This window comes from uncultured Pseudophaeobacter sp., from assembly GCA_905479575.1.
In the GTDB taxonomy this organism is placed as follows: domain Bacteria; phylum Pseudomonadota; class Alphaproteobacteria; order Rhodobacterales; family Rhodobacteraceae; genus Pseudophaeobacter.
The window spans coordinates 123,789-139,201 of sequence record CAJQNB010000032.1 but is presented as its reverse complement, the minus strand read 5'-3'; the positions used below and the strand labels follow the sequence as shown (position 1 = coordinate 139,201).

13 protein-coding genes are annotated in these 15,413 nt (G+C 58.9%); 4 read left to right on the top strand and 9 right to left on the bottom strand.

Going from position 1 to position 15,413, the window contains the following annotated elements:
- A partial coding sequence (locus QZ268_RS10595; protein WP_295452060.1) for a penicillin acylase family protein occupies positions 1–974 on the bottom strand: 974 nt, incomplete at its 3' end.
- Positions 975–1,067: 93 nt separating this feature from the next.
- On the opposite strand from QZ268_RS10595, the gene QZ268_RS10590 reads away from it, so the two are divergent.
- Positions 1,068–1,940 (top strand): NAD(P)-dependent oxidoreductase, encoded by an 873-nt coding sequence (locus QZ268_RS10590; protein WP_295452058.1) that lies wholly within the window; start codon positions 1,068–1,070, stop codon positions 1,938–1,940.
- 159 nt (positions 1,941–2,099) lie between these two features.
- Here the strand turns inward: QZ268_RS10590 and QZ268_RS10585 are convergent, their stop codons facing one another.
- Positions 2,100–2,675: a YSC84-related protein gene (locus QZ268_RS10585; RefSeq protein WP_295452054.1), complete on the bottom strand. Its 576-nt coding sequence runs from the start codon at positions 2,673–2,675 to the stop codon at positions 2,100–2,102.
- A 284-nt stretch (positions 2,676–2,959) separates the two neighbouring features.
- Entirely contained in the window at positions 2,960–3,958 is a 999-nt protein-coding gene (gene hemB / locus QZ268_RS10580) for a porphobilinogen synthase (protein WP_295452052.1), read from the bottom strand.
- Positions 3,959–4,198: 240 nt separating this feature from the next.
- Between hemB and QZ268_RS10575 the strand changes: the two genes are divergently transcribed.
- Positions 4,199–4,726 (top strand): component of SufBCD complex, encoded by a 528-nt coding sequence (locus tag QZ268_RS10575; protein WP_295452049.1) that lies wholly within the window; start codon positions 4,199–4,201, stop codon positions 4,724–4,726.
- A 138-nt stretch (positions 4,727–4,864) separates the two neighbouring features.
- Positions 4,865–8,320 carry a transcription-repair coupling factor gene (gene mfd, locus QZ268_RS10570; RefSeq protein WP_295452047.1) on the top strand — a complete coding sequence of 1,152 codons (3,456 nt, stop codon included), beginning with the start codon at positions 4,865–4,867 and terminating at the stop codon, positions 8,318–8,320.
- Positions 8,321–8,356: 36 nt separating this feature from the next.
- Here mfd and QZ268_RS10565 read toward each other — a convergent pair whose 3' ends face one another.
- The 5 genes from QZ268_RS10565 to QZ268_RS10545 form a co-directional block, all read right to left on the bottom strand.
- Positions 8,357–10,030, bottom strand: coding sequence for a hypothetical protein (locus tag QZ268_RS10565; RefSeq protein WP_295452044.1), 1,674 nt, complete (start codon positions 10,028–10,030; stop codon positions 8,357–8,359).
- A 137-nt stretch (positions 10,031–10,167) separates the two neighbouring features.
- The gene (locus tag QZ268_RS10560) at positions 10,168–11,388 is read right to left on the bottom strand and encodes a multidrug effflux MFS transporter (protein WP_295452041.1); all 1,221 of its coding nucleotides are present in this window, start codon (positions 11,386–11,388) and stop codon (positions 10,168–10,170) included.
- A 238-nt stretch (positions 11,389–11,626) separates the two neighbouring features.
- Complete coding sequence (locus QZ268_RS10555) at positions 11,627–12,058, bottom strand: potassium channel family protein (RefSeq protein ID WP_295452038.1); 432 nt, start codon at positions 12,056–12,058, stop codon at positions 11,627–11,629.
- The gene (locus QZ268_RS10550) at positions 12,055–12,738 is read right to left on the bottom strand and encodes a DsbA family oxidoreductase (protein WP_295452036.1); all 684 of its coding nucleotides are present in this window, start codon (positions 12,736–12,738) and stop codon (positions 12,055–12,057) included. The genes QZ268_RS10555 and QZ268_RS10550 overlap by 4 nt, the downstream gene beginning before the upstream one ends.
- A 3-nt stretch (positions 12,739–12,741) precedes the next feature.
- Complete coding sequence (locus tag QZ268_RS10545) at positions 12,742–14,250, bottom strand: class I adenylate-forming enzyme family protein (protein WP_295452075.1); 1,509 nt, start codon at positions 14,248–14,250, stop codon at positions 12,742–12,744.
- A 64-nt stretch (positions 14,251–14,314) separates the two neighbouring features.
- On the opposite strand from QZ268_RS10545, the gene QZ268_RS10540 reads away from it, so the two are divergent.
- A complete protein-coding gene (locus tag QZ268_RS10540; RefSeq protein WP_295452033.1) occupies positions 14,315–14,938 on the top strand; it encodes an XRE family transcriptional regulator in 624 nt (207 codons plus the stop codon).
- Positions 14,939–15,050: 112 nt separating this feature from the next.
- Here QZ268_RS10540 and QZ268_RS10535 read toward each other — a convergent pair whose 3' ends face one another.
- Positions 15,051–15,281, bottom strand: coding sequence for a hypothetical protein (locus QZ268_RS10535; protein WP_295452031.1), 231 nt, complete (start codon positions 15,279–15,281; stop codon positions 15,051–15,053).
- Positions 15,282–15,413: the final 132 nt, after the last annotated feature.

Genomic DNA, 15,413 nt, shown 5'->3' with positions numbered 1-15,413 from the left:
CCCAAGGCCTCAGACCGCCCTGTCAGCACCACGGGCACACCGGGGATCGTGCCGCCAATAACGCCGCCCGCAGCGATTTCCAGACGGGCCAGATACCATATCGAGGGCGCGCTAAAGCCCAGATGCGGGTCATTGGCCAGCAAGGTCCCGCTAGAGGCCGAGCGGCTGGGTGCGGCGGCCCAAGCGTTGGAAGCCCCGGCCAAAGCGAATGATTTGAACGGTGACAGGGGATGGCGCGCCGTGGTGGTGTTGGCCGCATAACGTGGTGCACCGGGGGCAAGGCTGGCGTATTCGGGCAGGGCGGCGATGCCTGATCCGGGCGCGTCGGGCAGAATATCCATCAACCGATCCGCATCCGGCAACACCAGCGAGGTGCGCGCGCGGATCACTTCGGCGTCCAGATGGCCGGACAATTGCAATCCCATCAGTTTCACAATCGCCACCGAATCCGCCGGGCGCCACGGTGCCATCGGCGCGTTGAACAACATCATTTCAGGCGCACCGCGCCCCAAGGCTTCGGAATTGATCTGTTCGATCCGGGCATTCACGCCCGCCGAATAGGCCGTCAGCGCGGCAAGGGTTTTGGCATCAAGCGCGTCGATGGATTGCACGGACAGCGTATAAATATCCAAACGGCGCAACAGCTTGTCGGTATTCAGGGTGGCCCCGCCAAACACTTCGCTCAGACGCCCCTGTGCGGTGCGGCGCAACGTGATCATCTGCCACATGCGATCCTGGGCATGGGCAAACCCTAGGCCGAAAAAAACATCCGCGTCGGTTGCCCCCAGGATATGCGGCACATTGGCATTGTCGCGCACGATCTCAACAGGGGCGCTGACCCCCCGCACGGTGACATTGTCGGTGTAGTCGGGCAATGACCGCGAGGCCAGCCAGTAAACCAACCCAATTGCCAGCACAGACAACACAATCAGCAATGCTGTCAGACGGATCAGCCAACGAAAAATCAGCGCCATTTAATGCTCCGCCAGTAGCACGCCAATTGACCAAGGCGCGCGAGATGATAGGTGTGTCATGCAATAGCGCAACCGAAGGGTAAGGAAAAGCAGATGGCAAAGCTCGCATTTTTGGGACTGGGTGTAATGGGCGGGCCGATGGCGGGCCATTTGCAAAAGGCGGGGCATGACGTGAGTGTCTATAACCGCACAGCGGCCAAGGCGGCAGCCTGGGCCAAGGACTATGGCGGGACGCATGCCACAACCCCGCGCGCCGCCGCGACGGGTGCGCAAATGGTCATGGCCTGCGTTGGCAATGACGATGATCTGCGCGCTGTGTGTCTGGGCGAGGACGGCGCGTTTGCGGGCATGTCCGCTGGCACCATCTTTGTGGATCATACCACCGTCTCCGCCCTTGTAACTCGGGAGTTGTATGCGGATGCGCACGCAGCCGGGATCAGTTTTGTTGACGCGCCGATCTCTGGCGGGCAGGCGGGGGCCGAAAATGCGGCGCTGTCGATCATGTGTGGCGGTGACCAAGGCGCGTTTGACCGGGCCTTACCGGTGATGGAGGTGTACGCAAAGATTTGCCGCCGCATTGGTGACAGTGGGGCGGGGCAGTTGTGCAAGATGTCCAACCAGATCGCGATTGCCGGATTGGTGCAGGGGTTGAGTGAGGCGTTGCATTTTGCCGAACAAGCGGGCCTTGACGGGCGCGCGGTGGTTGAGGTGATCAGCCAGGGGGCGGCCGGGTCATGGCAAATGGCCAATCGTCATGAAACCATGCTGGACGATCATTTCGAACATGGCTTTGCCGTGGATTGGATGCGCAAGGATCTGGGGATCTGTCTCGATGCGGCCAATGAAACCGGAGCCAGCCTGCCGGTCACGGCCCTGGTGGATCAATTCTATAAAGAGGTGCAAAAACTCGGCGGTGGCCGTTGGGATACATCTTCTCTGGTTAAACGCCTGCGGGCCTTGGATTGATCCCTTTGCGGGCAAAACCTCGCGCAGGGTGCCACAGCCAGACAGCCAGGCAGGTGGCGAAGAGCTAAATACCCAAAAAAGGCCGTGCAAAATGATTTGCACGGCCTTTTGTATTTCTAGCTTGGCGTAACGGTCGCCCAAAAGGGGCGGAATTGGCGCCTAGGGGATAATGCGGGTGTATTTTGTGCCTTCCAGCGTTGCGCCAATGCGCAGCCCGGCCTGACCAAAGACAGCCGCAAGAACCGGCGAGGTCAGCGTGTTTGTATCGGCAGAGATGGAGTTCCCGTCATCGCGGACCACATACTCAAGATCCGCGCCTGCGGCCCAGCCTGACGAGCGACGGAACCCGCTCAGCGCATCCTGTGTCATAAAGAACAAAACATGGGCATATTGCTGGGCGCCGATTTGCAGCCCCGCGTTGCCTTTTACGGTCGAATAATAATCCACGGTGGCGCCATTGATCAGAAGGGCGCCGCGGCCATAGGCTCCGCCAAAAATAAACCCTGCCTCTGTCACCAGCGGCATGACCAGCATACCGGTGGATTTTGCCGCCAGGGTCTGGGTGTTGGGGTAGCGATTATACATCTGATTCAGAGTTGAATCGACGCGGGCATCGATGGTCGCCCCATTGTTGCTGCCAACGCCATTGCCGCAGGCGGCGGTAACGCCCGCTCCGGCCAAAAGGCTTAGGGTGAATCCGCGACGTGACATGCGGTCAAAAGATTTGCTGCTCATATATCCAGTTGCCTGTCCTGCTGCTCGAAACGGCCAAACCTGGGTGAGAGATCCTCACCCCGGTCAAATCTGCCCGAGCGGGTGTCGTTGCAATAGGCCGGTTTTCCGGCTCTGCCATAAGGTATAGGTGCATTGTCGCCAACTGTCACCACTTGGGCAACAGTCATAGCCGCAAATGGGCGGCATATCGCTCTATGGCAGTCACCTTCTGGTGAGCAGGCCAATGTGCAGGCCGTTGATCATCCCGTTGATCATACTGGCGGGGCGGCAGAGGCCTGCTACCCCTAACCGTTAAGAATTCGGGCCGTTTGAGGTGCAAAGTAGCTGAGGATCCCATCACAGCCGGCGCGTTTAAAGGCCATCAGGCTTTCCAGCATGACCTTTTCCCCGTCGATCCAGCCATTTTGCGCCGCAGCCTGGATCATCGCGTATTCACCCGAGACCTGATAGGCAAAGGTTGGTGTGCCAAAGGTGGATTTCACCCGGTAGCAGATGTCCAGATAGGCAATTCCCGGCTTCACCATCACCATATCCGCGCCTTCCTGCAGGTCGCGCTCGATCAGGCGCAGGGCCTCATCCGAGTTGCCGGGATCCATCTGATAGGTCTTTTTGTCGCCCTGCAGCGCTCCTGAGGCGCCAACCGCATCCCGGAAGGGGCCATAATAGCCCGAGGCGTATTTTGCCGCATAGGACAGGATCGAGACATTGCGATGACCGGCTGCTTCCAAGGCGCTGCGCATGGCGCCAATACGGCCATCCATCATATCAGAGGGGCCGATGATATCCGCGCCGGCCTCTGCCTGGGCCAGGCTCATCTTGACCAGGGCCTCAACGGTTTCATCATTGAGGATCTCACCGTCAACCACATAGCCATCATGGCCGTTGATATTATAGGGGTCCAGCGCCACATCGGTCATTACCGCAATATCGGGCGCCACCGCTTTGATGGCGCGGATAGCGCGATTGCACAGATTGTCCGGGCTCCAGGCCTCAGCACAATCCTCTGTCTTAAGTGCGGCATCGGTGTAGGGAAACAGACAGATCGCCGGAATGCCCAGCGCCTGTGCCTCCACCGCGGCCTCGGCAATCTTGTCGACCGAGCGGCGCAGCACGCCAGGCATCGAGCTCACGGGTTCCTCAATACCTTCGCCATCGCGCACAAACACCGGCCAGATCAGATCATCCGTGGTCAGGGTGTTCTGACGAACCAAGCCTCTGATTGCAGGGGTGACCCGGGTACGGCGCAATCGGGCGGCGGGAAAGGGAGCGACGGTCGGCTTCATCTGGAACTCATCTGTTTTATTGCAGGTTGCCTTTGGGTCGCATGGAAGCCTGGCCCAAGGCAAGTGGCACAATCGCCGCGCTTTTCTCACTCTGCCGGCCTGGCTGTGCTCGGGGGCTTGTTTAACCCAATGTGACAGAGGATATAGAGCCGGTTCGCAGCCGCGGGATATTGCCTTCTGTCTGCAAAAGAGTCAGTTCGGGCGGCAGCGTGATCCTGCGTGATAAGAGGCATTGACGTTTTGAGCTTGTTTGAAACCCTGTCCGAGATGATTGATCTGCGGTCTTTTTCCAATCTGTGGTATTGGATTGCCTTGGCGGTTATGTGGTCTACCCTTAGCCATCGCATTCTGGGCGCACCGTTTGACATGGTGCATCGGGCCCGCAAATACGGTGGGCAAGCGGTGCAGGACCTGGACGATCTGGTGCGTATCAACGTGAACCGTATGATGTTCGTGGTGCGATCCGCCGGGGTCTGGCTGCTCGGGCTTGCCTGTTTTTTCCTGTCTGCCTTGGCGACCCTTGGCTTTGTGCTGGGGATGGAGATCGCTCAGGCGGTGTTTTTGCTGGTGTTTCCGCTGTCGCTGGTCGTTCTGATTAATCTGATGACCGCGCAGAAAGTTCTTCAAAAGGAGGCACAGGGCGAAGACCTTTATAAAGCCATGACAACGTGCCGGTTTTTGATACAGCTTCTGGGCATGATTTTTATCTTTGTGACCGCGCTTTGGGGCATGTATCAAAACCTGAATATCGGTCCACTAGGTGGCTAACTGCGCTGCGATGTGGGCATTTCTGCGCGCCGTATAACGCCGTATAACACGGGGCAGGTGGTCCACTCCCAGCAGTCCAAGAAACGAGCCTGCCTCGGATGAGGTCCACGAGCAGATGTTTGAGAGGAGAGGCGCGATATGGCGCAAAGAGCGATTACCATGGGCGGCGCCCCCGAAGGGTTTGATGCCCGGCTGATCCTGGATGAGCTGGCCAAATCCAGCCAACCCGTCTTGCATATCGCCCGCGATGACAAACGGATGGAGGCCATGCGGGCCGCGCTTGCGTTTTTTGCGCCAGAAATGCCGGTGGTCATCTTCCCCGGTTGGGACTGTCTGCCCTATGATCGGGTCTCACCCAATGCGGATGTGGCGGCGGCGCGGATGGCCTGTCTGGCGGCGCTGGTGCACCAGATGCCGAAACAGTTCATCCTGTTGACCACCCTGAATGCCGCCAGCCAGCGGGTGCCGACGCGCGATGTGTTGCGTCAGGCGGCCTTTTCGGCGCGAGTGGATCAGCGGGTTGATGAAAAATCTTTGCGTGAATTCCTGGTGCGCATGGGTTTTGTGCAAAGCCCCACGGTGATGGAACCGGGGGACTATGCCATTCGCGGCGGCATTATTGATATCTTCCCCCCGGGCGACAGCGGCCCGGTGCGGCTGGATTTTTTTGGCGATGTTCTGGACGGTATCCGCCGGTTTGATCCCGCCAGTCAGCGCACCACCCAAACCCTGGATCTGATCGAACTGGCTCCGGTTTCCGAAGTGATCCTGGATGAGGCCGCCATCACCCGGTTCCGACAGAATTACCGGATCGAGTTTGGCGCCGCCGGCACCGATGATCCGCTGTATGAAGCGGTGAGCGCCGGGCGCAAACATCAGGGTATTGAGCATTGGTTGCCATTCTTCCACGATAAACTGGAAACGCTGTTTGACTACCTGCCAAAGGCCACGGTCACGATCGACGATCAGGTCACCCCGGCGCGTCTGGCGCGCTGGGACAGCATCGAAGACCAGTACGAGACCCGCAAGATCGCCATGAGCCAGAAGGGGCGCATGGATACGGTTTACAAACCCACTCCGCCGGGGCTGCTCTATCTGGATGATGCCGCCTGGGAGGAAGCGGTGGCGCCCCTGCGGCGCATTCAGCTGCATCCTCTGGCGCAGGCCTCTGGTCCAGGGGTGGTGGATGCTGGTGGCCGTATTGGTCGCAACTTCTCGCCCGAGCGGCAGCAGGAAAATGTCAGCCTTTTTGGGGCATTGGCCGACCACATTAAGGCGCGTCTGCAGGAGGGGCCGGTTGTTGTTGCCTCCTATTCCGAGGGCGCGCGCGAACGGCTGACCGGGCTGATCGAGGACGAAGGTCTGGCAGAAGTCATCCCGGTGATGGATGGCACAAGGATCGGAAAATCCGGGCTGCATCTGGCGGTTTGGGCGCTGGAGCATGGGTTTCAGACCGACGATTTGACGGTAATCTCAGAGCAGGATGTGCTGGGGGACCGGTTGATCCGGGCGCCCAAGAAACGCCGCAAGGCAGAGAATTTCCTAACCGAAACACAGTCGCTCAGCCCGGGTGATCTGGTGGTGCATGTGGACCATGGCATTGGCCGTTACATGGGTATGGAGGTGGTGCGCGCCGCCGGGGCCGCCCATGAATGCCTGCTGCTGGAATATGCCGAGGAGTCCAAGCTTTACCTGCCGGTAGAGAATATCGAACTGCTGTCCAAATACGGCCACGACGAGGCCTTTCTGGATCGTCTTGGCGGCGGCGCCTGGCAGGCGAAAAAGGCCAAGCTCAAGGAACGCATCCGCGAGATGGCGGATAAGCTTATCCGCATTGCCGCCGAACGGGCCCTGCGCCGTGCCCCGGCAATGGATCCGCCGCCCCATGCCTGGGAGGAATTCTCGGCTCGCTTTCCCTATCAGGAAACCGACGATCAGCTGCGCGCGATTGAGGATGTCATGGCGGACCTGACCTCGGGCCAGCCGATGGACCGGTTGATCTGTGGCGATGTGGGCTTTGGCAAAACCGAAGTCGCCATGCGGGCAGCCTTTGTGGCGGCCATGTCGGGCGTGCAGGTGGCTGTGATTGCGCCAACTACCTTGTTGGCGCGGCAGCACGCTGCGTCCTTTGCCCAACGGTTTCGTGGATTTCCATTAGAAGTCAGACAGTTGTCGCGCTTTGTTACGGCAAAAGAGGCGGCAAAAACGCGCGAAGGCATGGCCAAGGGCACGGTTGATATCGTCATCGGCACCCATGCCTTGCTGGCCAAAAACATCCGGTTCAACAACCTCGGCCTGTTGATCATCGACGAGGAACAGCACTTTGGTGTGGGCCACAAAGAACGGCTGAAACAGCTGCGATCTGACATCCATGTGCTGACCCTGACCGCGACGCCAATCCCGCGTACCCTACAGCTGAGCCTCACCGGGGTGCGTGATTTGTCGATCATCGGTACGCCACCAGTGGACCGTCTGGCGATCCGCACCTATGTCAGCGAATTTGACGCGGTTACATTGCGCGAGGCGCTTTTGCGCGAACATTATCGTGGTGGCCAAAGCTTTTACGTGGTGCCCCGCATCTCGGATCTGCCCGAAATCGAGGCCTTCCTGAAAGAGCAATTGCCCGAACTCAGCTATATGGTGGCCCATGGTCAGATGGCCCCGGGTGAGCTGGATGACCGGATGAATGCCTTTTACGATGGCAAATACGACGTACTGTTGGCGACCACGATTGTTGAAAGCGGTCTAGATATTCCAACCGCCAATACCATGGTGGTGCACCGTGCGGATATGTTTGGCCTGTCGCAGCTCTACCAGATCCGGGGCCGTGTGGGCCGCTCCAAGACCCGCGCCTATGCCTATCTCACCACCAAGCCACGCCAACGCCTGACACCGGCCGCAGAAAAGCGCCTGCGGGTGCTGGGCTCGCTTGATACTCTGGGCGCCGGCTTTACCCTTGCCAGCCAAGACCTTGATATTCGGGGCGCAGGCAACCTGCTGGGTGAAGAACAATCCGGCCAGATGCGCGACGTCGGATATGAGCTGTACCAGTCGATGCTGGAAGAGGCGATTGCCAAGATCCGTTCCGGTGAGCTGGAAGGCTTGAGCGACGGGGATGAGCAATGGGCGCCGCAGATTAACCTGGGCGTGCCGGTGTTGATCCCAGAGGCCTATGTGCCGGACCTTGATGTGCGCCTGGGGCTGTATCGCCGTCTTTCCTCCCTCACCACCAAGGTGGAGCTGGAAGGTTTTGCCGCTGAGCTGATTGACCGATTTGGAAAATTGCCAAAAGAAGTCAATACCTTGATGCTGGTTGTTCGCATCAAGGCCATGTGCAAACGCGCAGGCATTTCCAAACTGGACGCAGGCCCCAAGGGCGCGACACTACAGTTCCACAATGACAAATTTGCCTCGCCGCAGGGGCTGGTTGACTTCATTCAGGGGCAAAATGGTCTGGCCAAGGTCAAGGACAACAAAATCGTGGTGCGCCGCGACTGGAAGAAGGACAGCGACAAAATCAAAGGTGCCTTTGCCATCGCTCGCGATCTGGCAGAGCGTTTGATTGCCGAACGGAAAAAAGCCAAGGCCAAATAGGGCCTTGGCTACTCATCGTCCCTGAAAGCTGCAGCGTTACGCGCTGCAGCAGTTTGAGGGGCGCATAGCCTCCTGGGCGCAGCCGCAGGAGGCAAAGACCCCATCCGAGCGCGCCTGGGCAAGGTCGAGCTTTTGTTTGATGTGATGGATCTCAACGGATTCGCCGCGCGCTTGCAGACAGTCGTGTAGGCCTTTGAGACTCCACACATTATCCGGATGAACAGAGGCACGCGACAGGGTGTCGTCGAGCCCGAGATCGGCACGATACACCGCTTCGGCCTCCGCCACGTGGCCCTGCTCCAATAGCAGTGCCCCTAGCGCGTGGCGGGTGGGCTGCATCCAGCCCCAGGGTTCATCATAGGGCAGAGTGTCGTCCAAGGCGACCGAGCGGCGCAGGTGGTCATAGGCCGTGGCGTAGTTTTCCTTGCGATATTCAATCTCACCGCGCAGCATTTCGCGGGCAATCTCTAGCAGATCCACCACCCGGTTGTTGTGCATCAGGCGGCTTTCCGGCACCCGGGCCTTGGCTGCGAGAAAGTGCTGCTCTTCCGCTTCGGCCTCTGCCACGCGGCCAGTGGCGGCATAGCCGATGGCGCGGGCGTAGTGGGTGGTTGCCGTGAGAGTGCAGTAAAGCTTTGGATCTTGCGGCAACGCCAGGTTGATGCAGTCCTCCCAGCGGCCAAAGCGGATCAGGATATGGGGGTGCATCGCCATATAGGATTCAAAATAATCCGCCATCGGTGGGCTCTCAATGCGTAGCATCTCTTCCGGGGTGGTCTGCCACAACCCGGCGTTGGCCTGCAGGGCGGGTTCCATTTGTCCAAGGAAAAGAGCGCCATAGATGACGAAGTGATAGTCGTGCTGGCGGTAGCCCGTGTAGATGTTATAGGCGCCTTCACGGGCGTAGTATTTCAGATCTGCCTTGATCGCTTCTTCGTTCCACAGCACCACGTCATGATAGTTACCGCACAGCACATCAATATGAGTGGGCATATGCACCAGATGCCCGGCATCCGGCACCAGGCGGCGCAATACATCCGCAGCCTTGAGCGCCTTTTCCGGTGTGGGCGACATCTCCATCAGATGCACATAGAGATGTAACAGGCCGGGGTGCTGCATGGCGCCTGGGGCGGTGGCCATGGCGGCTTCGAGCACCTGCTGCGCCTCCAGCGTCGCAGCGCCCTTGGCCGGGGCGCCGGATTTCAGATCCCACATCTTCCAGGGGGTGAGGTTGAGCAGGCTTTCGGCATAAACCGTGCGCAGGTCGAGATGGTCGTCACAGCTGGCAAAGGCCGCGCGCATGGCATCGGCAAAGTCATAATCCCAGGCATGCATGTCATCGGCCAGCGCGCGCTGTGGATAGCGCGCCCGCAGGGCCTTGATCAGCAGGGTTTCGGCTGTGGTGCAGCCTGCTGAATGCTCCAGTGCCGCCTGGCTGGCATCATAGGCGATGGCGAGGGCTTCGGCGCGACCGGGCTGATCGTGCAGCGCCCAGGGCATGTTGTAATTGGGGCCAGAGGCGTAGGACAGCCCCCAATGGGCCATGGCGCAGGCAGGATCATGGGACAGCGCCTGTTTGAAACAAGCGACGGCCTCTTGGTGATTGTAGCCATAGGTCCAGATCAATCCGCGATCAAACCACAGCTGCGCCTCTGGGGATGTAGTGGTGATTGGGCTTGAATAGCTGCCCAGATCATACGGATATTCCATAAAAACCTCTCCAAATATCTGGCTGAAATATTAAAAGAGGTTAGGAGTTTTGCGGCGCTGCGGCAAGACAGTGCGCCGGGGCAGGTTTCAGTTTGTAGGGCGCACCAGTGATGCGCCCCGATCCCAAAGATCCGTGGCTAGGGCACAAGCCGTGCCTCGACCCGGGCGATGTGTAGCATGATCAGGTAGCCAAGGCCGGACATAACCAGAATTCCCAGGGTGACTGGCAACAGCGTGCCATCAAACAACAGCCCGATAGGCGCTGCAATGATGGCACCACAGACCGTAGAAATCGCACCAATGACCGAAGCGGCCATGCCGGCGATATGGCCCATGGGTTCCATCGCCATTGCATTGAGATTGCCCAGAGTGGTGCCTGCCATAAAGAACACGCTGGTTTGCCAGGCGACGAACAGCCCAAAGGCCACAGCGCCGGGGAGGGGCAGGCTTTCGAGGGTCAACATGACAGCCGAGAGGACGATCTGCCCGGCCAGAGACCAGGTCACAATGCGGCGCATGCCGATGCGCACCACAACAGAGGCATTCAACACGCTAGCGCTGCCCGACATCAGGGCCACTAGGCTGAACCAAAAGGGAAAACTGTCAGCGCGATCAAAAATGATGTCATAGATCGGCTGAACCATGGTGATCATGGTGAACAGGATGGCCAGGCAGAGGGTCTGCACAAGAATAGACAGGCGCACGGTTGGGTGCTGCACCATCTCCTTGACCGCAGCTATCATCAGCGGAACACGAAAGGGGCGCCGGTTTTCTATCGCCAGTGGCTCGGGCAGGCGCAGCATGGTCCACAGGGAAATGATGATCGCAAACAGTGCAAACGCGGCAAAAATGCCCCGCCAGCCGGCGATGAGGATGACAAACTGCCCCAGCATCGGTGCAATTGCGGGCACCAGGGTAAAGATCATCATGGCAATGGACATCATCCGCGCCATCTCGCGCCCGGAATACAGATCGCGCACAATGGCCAGGGCTACAACCCGTGGGCCGGCAGCGCCCAACCCCATGGTCAGCCGGGCAAAAAGAACCAGTTCCAGCGAGGAAGAAGCCCAGGCCACCCCGGCCGAGACGATATAGACCAGCGCGCCGACCACGATCACGGGTTTACGTCCAAAGGCATCCGAAAGCGGGCCGGTAAAAAAGGTACCAATGCCCATGCCTAGGACAAATGAGGTCAGGATCAACTGGGCCTGATTGATGTCATCGGGGCTCAGTTGTGCGCCAATTTCCGGCAGGGCCGGCAGCATGGCGTCAATAGAAAAAGCAATCGTGGCCATCATCATCGCAACCAGAGAAATGAACTCGGCCTTGGACATAGCTTGGGCGGGTTTCGTCGTCATTGGGATCCTCATAAGAGACTTCGGGGATCCTGAAATTGAATCCGGACCGGGCCTCGATAAGGGCGGGTATCACGCGAGCCAGCCAGAGGCCAAGGCTCAAAATGCACAAGGGTATGTGCATTGTTGTCTTGTGAATTACTTTGGCCAGGGCGCAGACCTAGGCAGAGGCGACGAGATGCAACGGGAGGTCAAGGCTTCAATCCCTCATCGGGCGCGGCGAGGTCCTTAAATCCAATAGCTATTTTTGCCCGGATGGATCTTGCGGGCTTGAGGGCAGCCCACCCTGATGGGGTGCACTCTGGCTCTGACTCGGGCGATGGGGTTGGTCGTCTTTGTTGGCAACCACATCTTCTTCGCCCTCCTTATGGCGACCAAGGCGGGCAAAAAGCCATTCGTTGTGCTCTTGCCGTTTGAGCAGCTGGATCTTGGCAAATTCATGGATGGCGATGGCAAAAACGCCCAAACCGCCAAAAATCAAAAAGGTCGTGGCCAGCTTGCCCGCCGCGGTGATCGGCACCAGATTTCCATAGCCAACGGTAGAGATGGTCACGATGGTAAAAAAATAGGAATCCAGCCAGCTCCAACCTTCGACAATGCGAAAAAACACCGTGCTGCCAGAGATGATAACCAGCAGCGAAACAAAGATTGTCATGCGCCTGAGTTGGCTCATGCATCCTCCTCAGGCGATTGAAGTTGCTGCATGATATCTGCGATGATCTGTTTCCACATTTCAGGCTGCTGGGCACCTGGAACCGCATGCTGATTGGCAATGATAAAGGTGGGAACCGAAGATACGCCCATCTTGCGTGAATGGGCGTCACGGTTGCGGATGTCGTCGGCATCATTGGCCCCAGACAAAAGCTGACGCACGACATCGGCTTCCATGCCGACTTTTTCTGCGATCTCAACCAGTACTTCGTGATCGCCAATATCGCGGGCCTGGGCAAAATAGGCATCAAACAGCGCATCGACCATGGCACCCTGTTTGCCCTCGATCCCGGCCCAGTGGATCAGACGGTGGGCATCAATCGTGTTCGGGGTGCGCTGCATGCCTTCAAAATCAATGTTTAGGCCTGCTTTTTCAGCGTGTTCGACCACCGGAGCATAGGCCCGGACTGCGGCCTCTTTGCCGCCAAACTTGCCTTCCAGATAGGCCCGGCGTCCCATGCCCTCAGAGGGCATGTCTGGGTTCAGCTGAAAGGGATGCCATTCAATAACAAAGGGGTGATCGGGGATTTCCGCCAGGGCTTTGTCAAGGTGCGTCTTGCCGATATAGCACCAGGGGCAGATCGGGTCGGAAATGATGTCGAGCTTGACGGTAGGCAACGAGGCAGTCAGATCAGCGGTCATGGGCTATCCTTTGAAATAGGCGGGCAGGGCGCGGCGCAACAACTTACCGTTGGCGCCACTGGGCAGCATATCGAGATACACATAGGCGCGCGGCTGTTTATAGCGGGCCAGGTGGGCGGCGGCAAAAGCCTCCAGATCGGGCTCATCCAGTTTGGTTGGTCCAGTATAGAAGGCCACAATGATATGGCTGTCGGTTTTGACCTCAACCGTGGCAACCCCCACTTGGGTAATGCCGGGATGGGCTGAAAGCTGGGTTTCCACCTCAATCGGGGAGACACGAAAGCCGCCGGCATTCATCATATCGTCTGCCCGGCCAAGATAGCTCACCTGCCCGTCGACCGCCATGGCACCTTGATCACCGGTCAGGAACCAGCCGTCCTGCATGCGTGCTGCGGTCTCTTCCGGGGCGTTCAGGTATCCCAGCATCAATCCGGGGTCGTTGGCGGCTATTGCAATTGTGCCCTCCTGGCCCTGGGGCACCGGGCCCTCAGGCCCCAGAATGGCAACTTTGCGCCCCTGCTGCGGCTGCCCCAGCGCGTCGCCGCGTGCCGGATGGGCCGGGCTAGAGGAAATGAAGGTGGAGCATTCGGACATGCCATAGGCCTCATACAGCTCGGTGCCTGTCGTGCTGTTCCAGGCGCCGTGCAGATGCGACGAGAGCTTTTCACCCGCACATAATCCATGGCGCAGCTTGGGAAGCTCCATAGCGGTCTCGCTTTTTAGGATCTTGCGGTAAACACCCGGGGCAGCTGCAAATATTGTTGCGTCATGCTGGCGCAACAGGTCTGGCAAAGCGGCTGGGTCCGTGCCGGGTTCCGGGATCAGGGCGGTGGCCCCCATGGCCCAGGGGTCCATCAGGCCTGTGCCCAGGGTAAAGGTCCAGTTGAAGGCGCCGGCATGCAGCAACCGATCAGAGGGTTTGAGATCATACCAGCCCGTCACCATCATCTGGCGGGCCCAGATGGCGCGGTGGGCATGGGCCACCGCGCGGGCCTTGCCGCTGGTCCCCGAGGTGTAGACCGCATAGGCCATCCGGTTTGGATCTCCCATGTCATAGGCGCAGGGGGGAAGCGCATGCATGGCCTGTAACTCCGCCAGCAGGATCTGCGTGTCATGGGGCGCGCAGGCGACCTGTGGGTCCCGCAGCACCGCTGCGGGCTGCAGATCGGCAATCATCTTTGCCGTTTCGTCTTCGGTGAGCTGCGAAGATGTCGGTACCGGCACCAGACCGGCGGCAATAGCCCCCAGATAGGCAATGGGAAAATCAACCGTATTGCCCAGGCGCATCAGCACGATCTGGCCGGGCGTCAGCCCTGCTTGCAGCAGGCCGGTGCCGGTGCCGCGCACTGCGGCTTCCAGCTGGGCAAAGCTCCAGGTTTGCAGGCCGCTGGGGCCGACAACTTCCAGACCTGGTTTGTCGGCCAGATCAACAGCATGGCGCAGCACAAAGGCTGCCAGATTGAAGGGTGCGGGGCAGGGCGCAAAGGCGCCTTGATCAAACAGGGACAACATTTCCATTGGCTAGCGTGACAAGTGCTGCGTTGCAAGCACCCACCGGGCGGCATATAGAAGCTCTATGACAGGAAATGACCCAAAATCTTTGATTACCATTGCCCGTGCCAATGGGGATGAACGCGAAGCGGAGCCCCTGGACCTGGGCGCCCGTGTGCGTGAGTTGCGCAAAGCGCGCGACTGGACATTGGAACATGCGGCCAATCAGGCCGGGCTGGCGCGCTCGACCCTGTCAAAAATCGAAAACGGCCAGATGTCGCCGACCTATGAAGCCCTGAAAAAGCTGGCGGTTGGATTGCAGATCTCGGTGCCGCAGCTGTTCACGCCGCCGCAACGGGATCAGGTCAATGGCCGGATGACGGTGACCAAGCTGAACGAAGGATCAGCCCAGGCCACTGCCACCTATGAACATGAGCTGCTGGCCGAAGGTCTGCGCCGCAAACAGATGTTGCCTTACCGGGCCCGGGTGCGGGCGCGGTCGATGGAAGAGTTTGATGGCTGGGTGCGCCACGACGGCGAAGAATTCATGTATGTGCTGACCGGCGTGGTGACACTGTTCACTGAGTTTTACGAACCGGTTGAGATGCGGCGGGGCGACAGCGCCTATTATGACGCTGCTATGGGGCACAATGTGGTGTCCAATAGTCAGGAAGACGCCACCATCCTTTGGGTGACCTCGCTAAGCTAAAGCCCTGATAAAAAAGTGTTTCAGGCGCCGCCCATTTTCGGCGTGCCCCATTGCGGAGTGCGGCAGGGGCTTGGGGTGTTGCCGACTGGCTTTGATCTGGACTGGCAGTAACCTAGTTTGGGTTAGACGCCAGCTCGGCATGCAGGCTTTCGGTAAAGAGAAAATCCTCAACCTCTTCACGGGCTTCGCGCAGCGTCAGTTGGTGGGAGGCTGCCAAGTGGTTTACAAAGCCATCATGATCCCCTTTCAAACTGGCGACCGTTTCAAACTGCAAATGTGGAAACCGCTGTTTGGCCCGGGGGTACATTGTCTCCCAGCATAGCGGGGCAGGATGAAGTGTCATGATTGGTGCCCCTCTCGAAAACAGTTACCACTTACTTTGAACAGTTTGTTTGAGCAGCATATCAAAAAATAGGCGAAAAAGGAATGCAGCAGTTCGCTCTGGCTTTGATTGTGCCAAAACAAGCCGATGCCA

Coding starts and splice junctions, on each gene's coding strand:
- QZ268_RS10590 (WP_295452058.1), top strand. CDS start 1,068: ATGGCAAAGCTCGCATTTTTGGGACTGGGTGTAATGGGCGGGCCGATG.
- QZ268_RS10585 (WP_295452054.1), bottom strand. CDS start 2,675: ATGAGCAGCAAATCTTTTGACCGCATGTCACGTCGCGGATTCACCCTA.
- hemB (WP_295452052.1), bottom strand. CDS start 3,958: ATGAAGCCGACCGTCGCTCCCTTTCCCGCCGCCCGATTGCGCCGTACC.
- mfd (WP_295452047.1), top strand. CDS start 4,865: ATGGCGCAAAGAGCGATTACCATGGGCGGCGCCCCCGAAGGGTTTGAT.
- QZ268_RS10565 (WP_295452044.1), bottom strand. CDS start 10,030: ATGGAATATCCGTATGATCTGGGCAGCTATTCAAGCCCAATCACCACT.
- QZ268_RS10560 (WP_295452041.1), bottom strand. CDS start 11,388: ATGACGACGAAACCCGCCCAAGCTATGTCCAAGGCCGAGTTCATTTCT.
- QZ268_RS10555 (WP_295452038.1), bottom strand. CDS start 12,058: ATGAGCCAACTCAGGCGCATGACAATCTTTGTTTCGCTGCTGGTTATC.
- QZ268_RS10550 (WP_295452036.1), bottom strand. CDS start 12,738: ATGACCGCTGATCTGACTGCCTCGTTGCCTACCGTCAAGCTCGACATC.
- QZ268_RS10545 (WP_295452075.1), bottom strand. CDS start 14,250: ATGTTGTCCCTGTTTGATCAAGGCGCCTTTGCGCCCTGCCCCGCACCC.
- QZ268_RS10540 (WP_295452033.1), top strand. CDS start 14,315: ATGACAGGAAATGACCCAAAATCTTTGATTACCATTGCCCGTGCCAAT.
- QZ268_RS10535 (WP_295452031.1), bottom strand. CDS start 15,281: ATGACACTTCATCCTGCCCCGCTATGCTGGGAGACAATGTACCCCCGG.